Raw genomic sequence first — 11175 nt, 5'->3', positions numbered from 1 at the left:
GAGAGTGCGTGCATGGCGTCGCGAGGCAGACGGGAATTGTCAGACAGGCCCTAGGTGCGCAGCGCGCCCCCCAGGCCCTCCAGGCGGCTGAGCAGCTCGGCGAGCCGTCCGGCGAGATCGCCCTGCTTGTCGGGGGTCAGGGCGGACAGTACGGCCGTCTCGTAGGCGAGCTGCTCGGGGAGGATGCCGTCGACCAGGTCCCGGCCCGCGTCGGTGAGGCGGACGTGGGCGACACGGCGGTCACGGGTGTCGCCGCGCCGTTCCACCAGAGCGCGCTCGGTCAACTGCTTGAGCCGCTTGGTGACGGCGGCACCGGAGGAGAAGGTCTCCCGGGCCAGCTCCCCCGGCGTCAGCTCGTGGCCGGTACGGCGCAGCGCGCCGAGCAGGTCGAACTCCGCACGGCTCAGGCCGGCGCGGCGCAGCGGCGCGTCCTCGGCCTGCTGGAGCAGGGCGGCGCAGCGGTTGATCCTGCCGATGATCTCCATGGGCCCGGTGTCCAGCTGGGGGTGGACGGCCCGCCACTGACGGACGACGGCGGAGACGGTGTCGCTCCGCGCGGGGTCGGTGCCGGCCCGGGGCCGGGCACCGCCCGCGTCGTCTGCGGGCGTCGGTCCGCCGATGGTCGCCGTCATGGCCGTATGTCCTCCGTCGTCCTGTCCGGGCCCTGGTCCCGGGACCGGTCCCGCGGTACGAGCCCCTGACGCCGTACCGTCGCCGCGAGCGTACGGTGTCCGGCCTGCTCGGTGAGGACGACCCGCTCCTCGGGCAGGGCGCGCTGCCACCACTCGCCGGCGGCGGCGTCGGCGGTGGCACGCAGGTCGACCAGGGCGGCGGCGAGGGTACGGCGGGCGGCCTCGAGGGCGCGGGGCGCCGGATGCGGCTCCGCGAGCAGGCGGGCGGCGCTCTCCCGGGCCCGCTCGGCCACGGTCAGCGCGTGGTCCAGCCGGTCGCCCGCGCGCCGGTTGGTGACGGCGACGGCGGCGAGGAAGCCGACCAGCGCGCCGACGAGGGTGTCCACGACCCGGTCGGTGATCAGCTCCGTCGCGTCCTGGGTGCGGGCGAACTCGGTGATGAGCAGGGCCATCGGGGTGACACAGACGCTGCCCAGCCAGTAGTTGCGGCCGATGAGCGCCTCCGCGCCGAAGTTGAGGGCGACGCAGCACAGCACCAGCACGGCGGGGTGCAGGTGGGCGAGCGGAGCGAGGAGGGCGAAGGCGAGCACGCCGACGAGGTTGCCCACGACCCGCTGGACGCCCCGGCTCCAGGTGAGCGTGACGTTGGCCTGGTAGAGGGAGGCCGCGGTCACCAGCGCCCAGTACGGGCGGCCGACGCCGAGTGCGAGGGCGGCGTATCCGGCGAGGGCGCAGCCGAGCACGGTGCGCGCGGCGACCGGCGCGAAGGGGCTGAGGCGGTGCCACGGCGACCGGGGCGGCAGGGCGCGTTCTGCGGCCACGCCGAGGAGCTCGTCGGCGGATTCGCGCGGCTGCTCGACGCGCGGGACCCGGCCGGTGCCCCGCAGCCCGCGGGCCCAGGCGCGCAGCCGCGCGGGGTCGGTGTCGGCGGGCGCGGCGAGCGCGACCTCGGCACGGACGAGGAGCTGTTCGAGGGCGTGCCGCGTGGAGTCGGGGCGGGCACCCACGGCCAGCAGTGACTGCCAGGCGGCGTGGATCGCGGCGGCGCCCGCCGCACGGGCCCGGGCGTGGCCGTCGGCGGTGCCGCGCGTGTCGGCGTACGCGGCGGCGGCGTTCAGGGCCTGGGCGGTGGCGCGGCGCTCGGGGCCGTGCGGGCGGAGCAGCCCCGGGGCCATGCCGACGAGCCAGGCCCAGGCGCCCGTGACCAGCGCCAGAGCGACGTGTCCGGGGACCTGGCCGGGGCTCTGCGGTGCGAACAGCGAGGCGGAGCTGATGAAGGTGAGGACCACGTTGCCGGGCGGTCCCGTGCGGGTGGCGTCGCACACCGTCTTGTGGACGGCCGCGAGGACGGCGCCGACGGTGACGAGGACGACGGCGTTCGTGGTGAGCGCCGCGGCGAGCAGGGCGACGGCCAGACCGCCGACCATGCCGAGCACCACCCAGGCCAGCGCACGGGCGCGGGCCGCGTAGGGCCGGTTGTGGCCGTAGAGCGCGCACAGCGATCCGGCCATCGTGTACATGGCGAGATCCAGGCGGCCGAGCGCGAGCAGCGCGAGGTTGGGCGGGGCGACCGCGGCGACCACGCTCAGCGCCGGCTTGAACCAGATGTCCGGGGGGCGCTGGAGACGCAGGGATCCGGCGAGGGGAAGACGGTGGGGGGTCGTGCTGCTCATACCATCAATTTAGCATGTGTTTTACTCGTAAAACACTGACGGGTTCGACGGCGACGCGCCGATGGTCACCGCCCGTGCTCCCTCGCATGCTCCCCGCGTACATCCCTGCGCTCGCGTGCGCTCCCTCGCCCCTGGGCATCGCTTCCCTCGACGACCGTCGAGCGGGGAGGTGGGCGTGCACGGACCGGTGTCGACAGCCTGGCTGCTGGTCGCCCTGTGCGCGGCGACCGGGGTCTACTGCCTGCTGCGGATGCGCGGGGGCGGGGAGCAGCGCCGGGCCGCGGGCGGCGAGGCGCTGATGGGCTTCGGCATGGCCGCGATGGCCGTGCCGGCGGCGGTGTTCACCCCGCCGAGATGGGCGTGGCCGGTGTACGCGGCCGTGTTCGGCGCGGCGGCCCTGCACGCGCTGTGGGCCGGGCGCGGCGACCCACGCCATCTGCACCACCTGGTGGGCAGCGCCGCGATGGTCTACATGGCGGCGGCGATGGCCGTCTCCCCGCACGCCGCCCACCACGCGCACGGCGGCACCGGCGTGCCGCTGCTGACCGGCGCGCTCCTGCTGTACTTCGTGGGCTACGTGCTGCTCTCCGGCGTCCGGCTGGTGCCCGCCGCCGCCCCGGCGGGCGCGACCCCGGCCGCCCCCTCCGGCTGGGGCGACCGCCCGGAGCTGGCACGGGCGTGCCGGCTGTCGATGGGCATCGGCATGGTGGCCATGCTGCTGGCGATGTGAGTACCGGGCGACGGGCCAGGGGCCGGGGGCTGCGGAATGCCCGCGTTGTGTACGTCACTTGGCACCGCGGACCGTATCTGCGAGCGGCCTCGCGCTCATAGGGTGCTGACCATGATGGTCCCCGTGACCCTGCTGCTGCTCGGCGCCCTGACCGCCGCCCTAGGCCCGCGGCTGCTCGCCCGGGCCGACTGGCCGGACCGTGAGCCGGTCGTCGCCCTGTGGGTGTGGCAGTGCGTCGTGGCGGCCGTCCTGCTGTGCTGCGCCCTGTCGATGACGCTCAGCGCCGCCGCGGCCTGGCAGGCGGTGCGCGGGCACGTGTTCGCCACCGCGCCGCGCGTGGTCGTGGACGCCTACGCCCTCGGCACGGCCGGTCCCTGGGCGGCGCCCACCGCCGTGCTGCTCGCCTGCGGCGGCCTGTGGACTCTGGCGATGCTGCTCCGCGAGGTCGTACGGGCCCGCACGCGACGGCGTGCACGGCGGACCGAACTGCGCCTGCGCGCACCGCTGCTGCCGGGCGAGGAACCGGCGGGCGGCCGGCTGGTGGTGCTGGAGGGCGACCGTCCCGACGCCTGGTGGCTGGCCGGCGCCGCGCCCCGGCTGGTCGTCACCACGGCCGCGCTGCGCCGGCTCGAAGGACGGCAGCTGGACGCCCTCCTCGCCCACGAGCAGGGACACGCGCAGGCCCGGCACGACTGGCTGCGGCACTGCTCGGCCGCGCTGGCGGGCGGGTTCCCGCAGGTCCCGGTGTTCGCCGCCTTCCGTGACGAGATGCACCGGCTGGTCGAGCTGGCCGCGGACGACATGGCGTCCCGTCGCTTCGGCCGGCTCACGACGGCACTCGCCCTGGTCGAACTCAACGAAGAACGGGGCGTGTTCGGGCCGACCCCGACCCCGCAGGCGCATGTGCCGCAGCGCGTGCACCGGCTGCTGACCGCCCCGGACCGCCTGCCGGCCCTGCACCGGCTGCGCCTGACGGCAACCGCCGCGCTGGTGCCCGTACTCCCGGTGGTGGTGACGCTGGTACCGGGACTGCGGGCACTGGGCTGACGCGGGGTCGCCCGGGGCGGGCGACCGGTTCCGCTGTCACCGTCGCCGTCCCGGCCAGGTCCGACGTCGTCCGGGAGCGACACGGGGACCACCGAGCCGAGCCCCGTCGGCCGCACCGCCGAGCGGCCGGGATCCAACGCGCCGAACGGGCCGAACCGCGCCGGAACCGGCCGAGGCAGACCGGATTCGACCCAGCGACCCCGCCGCGGCGGAACCGGCCGGACCCGCCCTGGTCCGCTCGAACCGCACCGGAACCAGCCGAACCGGACCCGGCTCGACCCAGTCGGCCCGGTCGGACCCTGCCGCGCAGAACCGGCCCAGCCGGGCATGGTTCGATCGGGCCGCGCCGGGGCAGACGAGGGGCTCACCGCAAACGCGCGGCGGTGGTGCGCGGTCGGCGGGCCGATTCCGGTCATGCCAATCCTGGCCACAGCCGCCCGATCAACGAAGATCACGGCATGCACCGTCACCCCACCGTCCCCCCGTCGCCACCGTCCGCCGGTCCGCCGGCGCCGCCCCGCACGGCCGCCAGCCTCGCCGCGGCCCTCGCGGCCTGTTCGGTCCTGCTGCTCACCCTTGTCGCGGCCCGCTGGCACCCGCTGCTGACACTGGACGGTGACATCTCCCGCACCACTCACCGCTGGGCGGTCCGCGACCGCGGGACGACCCACGCCATCCGGGTGCTGTCGGACTGGGTGTGGGACCCACTGACCATGCGCCTGGTGTGCGCGGCCGCGGTGGTGTGGCTGGTCTGGCGCCGCGCGGCCTGGTGGACGGCCCTGTGGCTGGCGGTCACCTGTGCGGTGGCCGCGATCGTGCAGCAGTCGGTGAAGGCCGCCGTCGACCGCCCCCGCCCGGTCTGGCCGGACCCCGTCGACTCCGCCCACTACGCGGCCTTCCCCTCCGGTCACGCGATGACCGCCACCGTGGTCTGCGGCCTGCTGCTGTGGCTGCTGCACCGTCGCCGTCCGGGCCGTGCCCTGTGGCGTACGGCGGTGGCGGTGGCCCTCGTCTCCGTGGCCGGGGTGGGCGTGACCCGGGTGTGGCTGGGCGTCCACTGGCCCTCGGACGTCTGCGGCGGATGGCTGTTGGGAGCGCTGCTGGTGGCCCTGGCCGTGACGGTCTACGAGTGGCCGCGCGACCGCCGGCCGGAACCGCCGGGACGCCGGCACCGGTAGGGTCCCGCCCATGGCCGCTGTTCTCTTCGACTTCTCCGGGACGCTGTTCCGCGTCGAGACCACCGAGTCCTGGCTGCGCGCGGTACTGGCCGAGACCGGTCACTTCCTGCCCGAACGCCGACTCGCCGACGTCACACGGGCCTTGGAGGAGGCCGGGGCGCTGCCGGGCGGCGTGGAGCCGGTGGAGGTGCCGGCGGACCTCGCGGACGCCTGGTCGGTCCGCGACAAGAGCGCGGAACTGCACCGGGCCGCCTACACCGGCATGTCCCGCCGGGTGCCGCTGCCGGATCCCGGGCTGCACGACGCCCTCTACGAGCGGCACATGTCCCCCGCCGCCTGGTCCCCGTACCCCGACGCCGCCGAGGTGCTGCGCACCCTGCGCCGGCGCGGGATCGGCGTCGGCGTGGTCAGCAACATCGGCTGGGATCTGCGCCCGGTGTTCCGCGAGCACGGGCTCGACACGTACGTGGACACCTACGTGCTGTCGTACGAGCACGGGGTGCAGAAGCCGGATCCGCGGCTGTTCGCGGTCGCCTGCGAGGCGCTCGCCGTGGACCCGCGGCAGGTGCTGATGGTCGGGGACAACAGGGCGGCGGACGGTGGCGCCACGGCTCTGGGCTGCGGCGTCCACTTCGTGGATCATCTGCCGGTGGCCGAACGCCCCGACGCGCTGCTGCCGGTGCTGGACCTCATGAGCTGAGCGGACGTACGGTCCGTCACGCGGTGCCGTGCGCCGGTTCGAACCCAGGGTTCCGGCCGGCCTGGACCGGCGGCCATCCTCGCGGCTCGGCGCCGTCCGTCTGAGACGATCCCCCGCGTCGCCTCAGACGGACGGCTGTCCCGGGCGAGCCCCAAGCACGCGGCCGCCCAGATGCGTTGAGTATAGTTGGCTGGCAGCCAGTCAACGCAGGAGTTTCAGAATGTCCCCGCGCAGCGCCTCGGTCAATGAAGAATTGCGGCGGCGTTCCCGGGAACGGTTGCTGCAGGCCGCCGTGGAACTCGTCGGTGAGCGTGGGTTCGAGGCCACGACGCTGGGCGACATCGCGGACCGGGCCGGATCGGCACGCGGGCTGGTGTCGTACTACTTCCCCGGCAAGCGCCAGTTGGTGCAGTCCGCCGTACACCGGCTGATGCACCGCACCCTGGAGGAGGCGCTGGAGCGGGAGCCGCGCACCGACGACGGCCGGGAGCGGCTCGCCCGGGCCGTCGACGCGATCCTGGGCCTGGCCCGGGCGCGGCCGGTGCTGATGCGCCAGCACATGGCGGGCCTGCTCCACGCCGAGGGCTTCGTCCAGTGTCCGGAGCAGCGCCGGCTGGCGGAGCTGCTCAGCGACACCGTCGCCCGGTACGGCGCACAGAACGTCTCGGCCGACTATCCGATGCTGCGGTCCCTGCTGATGGGCGCGGTGTACTCGGCGCTGGTGCCGGGGGTGCCGATGCCCGTACCGGTGCTGCGGGCCGAGCTGTTCCAACGGTACGGGCTGGACTGGGAGATGGGGGCACCCCCGGGGGGCGAGCCGGACGCGAAGGCGGAGGACGATGATCTGTCCCGGTTCTTCGCCACGGAGGAGCGGCCGAGCAGCCCCTGACGGGGGCGGGCCGCCCGGTCAGCGCCGGGCGTGACGGGGTGCCAGGAGGCCCGCGTCACGGGCCTGGGCGATGAGCCGGAGGGAGCGTCGGCGGCTGTGTCCGGTCGCGTTCATCACGGCGAGCACCGGATCGGCACCCGTGTCCCGCGCCGCGCGGTACTCCTGCGCGACGAGCCTGCGCCCCGCGATGCCGCGCGGCCAGACCGGCCGCGCGCGGCGCGGGTTCGGGCCGTCGCCGACGCCCGCCACCCCACCGTCCGCCTCCGTCCGACGGTCACCCGCGAACCGTTCGACTACGACCGCCTCCGTCCGACGGTCACCCGCGCCCGGTTCGATACCGATCCCCTCCGCCGGCCAGTCCCCCGCGCCCGGTTCGCCGCCGATCACCTCCGCCGGGGAGTCACCTGAATCCGGTTCGCCACCGATCACCTTCGCCGGGGAGTCACCTGGATCCGGTTCGCCACCGATCACCTCCGCCGGGCGGTCGACGTCCGCTGCCGCACCGCCCGCCGCCTGCGTCCGGCGGTCCCCGCCCGCCTCCTCCGCCCTGCGGCCCAGGCCTGCCCCCTCCGCCCGGCAGCCGCCGTGCCCCTCCTCGCCCGCACGCGCGGCGCCGCCCGCGCGGCTGCCCGTCGCCGCCACGCCGCACGCCTCGGACAACGGTCCGTCGATCCAGTCGGCGAGCACCGTGAGGTCGGCGAGGGAGAAGGCCGGCTGGGCCGTGACGTCCTCCACGGAGACGTGTTCCCCGTCCACCACGGCCAGGGCGTCGACCCGGGCGCCGTCGGCGAAGGCCAGCCTGACGTGGAACCACCTCGTGGCGGCGCCGCCGTGCTCCCGCACCTCCCAGGCGGGCCACACGGAGACCGCGCCATCCCCCACGTCCCGGTGGGAGAGATTGAGAAACGATGCTTCTGGCACACACGCAACGTAACCGCATGATCACATCCATACGCACAGACGCGCGTCCGGATCACTCCACCGGCCCCTGCCCACCGGACCCCGGCGGTGCCATGCTGGAAGTGTCCGCACGCCCCTCCTTCGGGCAAGGAGTACCGCTGTGCTGCGTGTCGCCGTCGTCGGTTCCGGGCCGAGCGGGTGTTACACCGCCCAGAGCCTGGTCGAGCGCGATCCGGGGGTCCACGTGGACGTCCTGGACCGGCTGCCGTGCCCGTACGGGCTGGTCCGCTACGGCGTCGCCCCCGACCACGAGAAGATCAAGTCCCTGCAGGGCAGCCTGCGGACGGTGCTGGAGCATGAGCGCGTGCGGTTCCTCGGCGGGGTCCGGGTGGGAAGCCCCGGCGGGCTGCCGGTGGAGCGGCTGAGGGAGCTGTACCACGCGGTCGTGTACTGCGTGGGCGCCGCAACCGACCGGCGGCTGGGGATCCCCGGCGAGGAGCTGCCGGGCAGCTGGTCGGCGACCGAGTTCGTCTCCTGGTACAGCGCGCATCCGGACGCGGCCGACGCGGGATTCCTGCGCGGGGTGCACTCCGCGGTGGTCATCGGGGTGGGCAATGTCGCGGTGGACGTCACCCGGATGCTGGTCCGCGGGGCGGCGGAGCTGCGTCCCACCGACATCCCGCAGGCCGCGCTGGACGTACTGGCGGCGAGCGGGCTGACCGAGGTGCACATGGTCGGCCGGCGGGGCCCCGCGCAGGCCCGTTTCACCACCAAGGAGCTGCGCGAGCTAGGCGGCCTCCCCGGCACCGAAGTGCTCGTGGACAAGGCCGAGTTGGCGCTCGATCCGACCGATCCCGGCACGCTGACCGCCGGACAGCGCCGCAACGTGGAGGTGCTGCGCGGCTGGGCGACGCAGCCCTCCGCGGCGGCCGTCCGCCGGATCCGGCTGCGGTTCTTCCTGCGCCCGGTGGAGCTCCTCGAAGGCGGCGGAAGGGTGAGCGCCGTCCGCTTCGAGCGGACGGTACCGGACGGTCAGGGCGGCGTCACCGGCACGGGCCGGTACGAGGACGTGCCCGCGCAGTTGGTGCTGCGCTCGGTGGGTTATCGCGGGGTGCCCCTGGACGGGCTGCCGTTCGACCCGGCGAACGGCACCGTCCCGCACCGGGAGGGCCGTGTCCTGCGGGACGGCGCGCCCTCCCCCGGCGAGTACGTCGCCGGATGGATCAAGCGCGGCCCGACCGGGGTGATCGGCACCAACCGGCCCTGCGCCAAGGAGACGGTGATCTCGCTGCTCGCGGACGCTCCCGCGCTCGGCCGCGCGGACGTGCCGGCCGACCCGGTCACGGCACTGCGGGCGGCCGGCGTGGAACCCGTGCTCTGGGAGGGCTGGCTGGCGATCGAGCGGGCCGAGGCCGAGCTGGGCGCGCGGCTGGGGCGGAGCGTGGTGAAGCTGTCCGACTGGGACACGCTGCTCGGGGCGGCGCGGGTGCCGTAGCCCGGCGGGAGCGACCCGGCGGCCGGGCGGGGGCGGGACACGCACCCGCAACAGTCCGGAAATCAACAAACTGTTCAAGGGCTTTACGGTTTCGTCCTGTTCGGATGCCGCTCCCCGCCGCCGTTGATGGAGTTTCCATGGACACGACCGCGCACGTGCACCCCGTCGACGAGATCCCACCGGTACGGCAGCTGGCCGCCTTCGGGTTGCAGCATGTGCTCGCGATGTATGCGGGCGCCGTCGCGGTACCGCTGATCGTGGGCGGTGCGATGAAGCTGTCGGCCGCCGACCTGGCGTACCTGATCACCGCGGATCTGCTGGTGTGCGGGATCGCCACGCTGATCCAGTGCGTGGGGTTCTGGCGCTTCGGGGTGCGGCTGCCGATCATGCAGGGGTGCACGTTCGCCGCCGTGTCGCCGATGGTGCTCATCGGGACGACCCAGGGCGGGCTGCCCGCGATCTACGGTTCGGTGATCGTCGCCGGCTTGGCGATCATGCTGCTCGCGCCGGTCTTCGGCCGACTGCTGCGCTTCTTCCCGCCGCTGGTGACCGGCACGGTGATCCTGATCATCGGGGTGTCGCTGCTGCCGGTCGCGGGTGACTGGGCGGCGGGTGGCGCCGGCGCGAAGGACTTCGGACAGCCGAAGAACCTGGCGCTGGCGGGCTTCGTCCTGGCCGTGGTGCTCGGCGTGCAGCGGTTCGCACCCGCCTTTCTGTCCCGGATCGCCGTGCTCCTCGGGATCGCGGTCGGTCTGGCGGTCGCCGTACCGCTGGGGTTCACCGACTTCGGCGGGGTCCGGCGGGCCGACTGGGTGGGCGTCAGCACGCCGTTCCATTTCGGGATGCCGGAGTTCCGGGTGTCCGCGATCGTGTCCATGCTGGTGGTGGCCCTGGTGACGATGACCGAGACGACGGGTGACCTGATCGCCGTCGGCGAACTGACCGGGCGGAAGGTTCAGCCGCGCCCGCTGGCCGACGGACTGCGGGCGGACGGCCTGTCGACCGTGCTGGGCGGCGTGTTCAACACCTTCCCGTACACGGCGTACGCGCAGAACGTGGGCCTGGTGGGCATGACCCGGGTGCGCAGCCGTTGGGTGGTCGCGGCGGCCGGCGGGATGCTGGTGCTGCTCGGCCTGCTGCCCAAGCTGGGCGCGGTGGTGGCGGCGATCCCGGCGCCGGTGCTCGGCGGGGCCGGACTGGTGATGTTCGGGACGGTCGCGGCCAGCGGGCTGCGGACGCTGGCCCGGGTCGACTTCCGGGGCAACGACAATCTGACCGTGGTGGCCGTTTCGGTGGCGGTCGGCATGCTGCCGGTGGGCGTCCCCACGGTGTACGCGAGGTTCCCGGACTGGTTCCAGACGGTGATGAACAGCGGTATCAGCGCGGGCTGCCTGTCGGCGATCGTACTGAATCTGCTCTTCAACCACCGTCCGGCGAAGAGCGGTTCGGCCGAAGGCGCGGGTGGTTCAGCCGCCCTCGCGGAGCCGGACGGCCTGACGGCCGGCGGCGGCCAGGAGGCTGTCGAGCAGCCCCGGGAATAGATCCTCCAGGTCGCCCCGGCGCAGGCCGTTCATCTTGGCCGTGCCGCGGTAGACCTGCCGGATGACCCCGCTCTCCCGCAGTACCCGGAAGTGGTGCGTGGTGGTGGACTTGGTCACCGGCAGATCGAACTGGGAACAGGACAACTCCGACTCTCTGGCGGCGAGTTCGCACACGATCTCCAGCCGTATCGGGTCGGAGAGCGCGTGCAGCACGGACTCCAGCCGGATCTGCTCCCGCTCCGGGTGCGGCAGCGCGCGGCCGGTGGTGGCGATGTCGGTCACGGCGGCTGGCCCTTCGTCGCGGAAACGCTTCTCGGCGCCCATGGTACGAGAGGTGTCGTAGTTTGACATCCATCGTAGTACGAGGAGTACCGTACAAGGCGACCAGCG

Annotated in this window: 10 protein-coding genes and 2 pseudogenes; 7 read left to right on the top strand and 5 right to left on the bottom strand. The window is 74.2% G+C overall.

The window, feature by feature from the left end; all coding sequences use genetic code 11:
* Window positions 1-50: 50 nt before the first annotated feature.
* Complete coding sequence (locus AB0B40_RS16170) at window positions 51-632, bottom strand: MarR family transcriptional regulator (RefSeq protein ID WP_345055773.1); 582 nt, start codon at window positions 630-632, stop codon at window positions 51-53.
* Window positions 629-2305, bottom strand: a complete 1677-nt coding sequence (locus AB0B40_RS16165) for an FUSC family protein (RefSeq protein WP_362264146.1) — start codon at window positions 2303-2305, stop codon at window positions 629-631. Before AB0B40_RS16165 ends, AB0B40_RS16170 begins: the two co-directional genes overlap by 4 nt.
* Before the next feature lie 175 nt (window positions 2306-2480).
* On the opposite strand from AB0B40_RS16165, the gene AB0B40_RS16160 reads away from it, so the two are divergent.
* The 5 genes from AB0B40_RS16160 to AB0B40_RS16140 all read left to right on the top strand — a co-directional run bounded on the left by AB0B40_RS16160 (window position 2481) and on the right by AB0B40_RS16140 (window position 6849).
* The gene (locus tag AB0B40_RS16160; protein ID WP_362264145.1) at window positions 2481-3035 is read left to right on the top strand and encodes a DUF5134 domain-containing protein; all 555 of its coding nucleotides are present in this window, start codon (window positions 2481-2483) and stop codon (window positions 3033-3035) included.
* Window positions 3036-3146: 111 nt separating this feature from the next.
* Window positions 3147-4082, top strand: a complete 936-nt coding sequence (locus AB0B40_RS16155) for a M56 family metallopeptidase (RefSeq protein ID WP_362264144.1) — start codon at window positions 3147-3149, stop codon at window positions 4080-4082.
* Window positions 4083-4540: 458 nt separating this feature from the next.
* Window positions 4541-5260 carry a phosphatase PAP2 family protein gene (locus AB0B40_RS16150; RefSeq protein ID WP_362264143.1) on the top strand — a complete coding sequence of 240 codons (720 nt, stop codon included), beginning with the start codon at window positions 4541-4543 and terminating at the stop codon, window positions 5258-5260.
* 10 nt (window positions 5261-5270) lie between these two features.
* The gene (locus tag AB0B40_RS16145) at window positions 5271-5960 is read left to right on the top strand and encodes an HAD-IA family hydrolase (RefSeq protein WP_345055763.1); all 690 of its coding nucleotides are present in this window, start codon (window positions 5271-5273) and stop codon (window positions 5958-5960) included.
* 220 nt (window positions 5961-6180) lie between these two features.
* Window positions 6181-6849, top strand: coding sequence for a helix-turn-helix domain-containing protein (locus AB0B40_RS16140; protein WP_362264142.1), 669 nt, complete (start codon window positions 6181-6183; stop codon window positions 6847-6849).
* Between the two features lie 18 nt (window positions 6850-6867).
* Here the strand turns inward: AB0B40_RS16140 and AB0B40_RS16135 are convergent.
* Together AB0B40_RS16135 and AB0B40_RS16130 are read right to left on the bottom strand one after the other, a co-directional pair.
* A pseudogene (locus tag AB0B40_RS16135) lies at window positions 6868-7071 on the bottom strand (DUF6214 family protein); the annotation flags it as partial.
* 378 nt (window positions 7072-7449) lie between these two features.
* Window positions 7450-7710: pseudogene (locus AB0B40_RS16130) on the bottom strand (DUF6214 family protein); the annotation flags it as partial.
* A gap of 199 nt (window positions 7711-7909) precedes the next feature.
* On the opposite strand from AB0B40_RS16130, the gene AB0B40_RS16125 reads away from it, so the two are divergent.
* Both AB0B40_RS16125 and AB0B40_RS16120 read left to right on the top strand, forming a co-directional pair.
* Window positions 7910-9244 carry an FAD-dependent oxidoreductase gene (locus AB0B40_RS16125; protein ID WP_345055759.1) on the top strand — a complete coding sequence of 445 codons (1335 nt, stop codon included), beginning with the start codon at window positions 7910-7912 and terminating at the stop codon, window positions 9242-9244.
* Window positions 9245-9381: 137 nt separating this feature from the next.
* Window positions 9382-10785 carry a nucleobase:cation symporter-2 family protein gene (locus tag AB0B40_RS16120; protein WP_345055757.1) on the top strand — a complete coding sequence of 468 codons (1404 nt, stop codon included), beginning with the start codon at window positions 9382-9384 and terminating at the stop codon, window positions 10783-10785.
* Here AB0B40_RS16120 and AB0B40_RS16115 read toward each other — a convergent pair.
* Window positions 10711-11067, bottom strand: a complete 357-nt coding sequence (locus AB0B40_RS16115) for a helix-turn-helix domain-containing protein (protein WP_345056033.1) — start codon at window positions 11065-11067, stop codon at window positions 10711-10713. The two genes, AB0B40_RS16120 and AB0B40_RS16115, sit on opposite strands and share 75 nt — an antisense overlap.
* Window positions 11068-11175 lie beyond the last annotated feature (108 nt).

Origin of the sequence: Streptomyces sp. NPDC042638, from assembly GCF_040647235.1 — a bacterium.
Classification (GTDB): domain Bacteria; phylum Actinomycetota; class Actinomycetes; order Streptomycetales; family Streptomycetaceae; genus Streptomyces; species Streptomyces rameus.
This window is presented reverse-complemented; position numbering and strand designations above follow the sequence as displayed.

Excerpts from the sequence above, each read along its gene's own strand:
- AB0B40_RS16140 (WP_362264142.1), top strand. The coding sequence starts at position 6,181 with ATGTCCCCGCGCAGCGCCTCGGTCAATGAAGAATTGCGGCGGCGTTCC.
- AB0B40_RS16165 (WP_362264146.1), bottom strand. The coding sequence starts at position 2,305 with ATGAGCAGCACGACCCCCCACCGTCTTCCCCTCGCCGGATCCCTGCGT.
- AB0B40_RS16170 (WP_345055773.1), bottom strand. The coding sequence starts at position 632 with ATGACGGCGACCATCGGCGGACCGACGCCCGCAGACGACGCGGGCGGT.
- AB0B40_RS16150 (WP_362264143.1), top strand. The coding sequence starts at position 4,541 with ATGCACCGTCACCCCACCGTCCCCCCGTCGCCACCGTCCGCCGGTCCG.
- AB0B40_RS16155 (WP_362264144.1), top strand. The coding sequence starts at position 3,147 with ATGATGGTCCCCGTGACCCTGCTGCTGCTCGGCGCCCTGACCGCCGCC.
- AB0B40_RS16120 (WP_345055757.1), top strand. The coding sequence starts at position 9,382 with ATGGACACGACCGCGCACGTGCACCCCGTCGACGAGATCCCACCGGTA.
- AB0B40_RS16145 (WP_345055763.1), top strand. The coding sequence starts at position 5,271 with ATGGCCGCTGTTCTCTTCGACTTCTCCGGGACGCTGTTCCGCGTCGAG.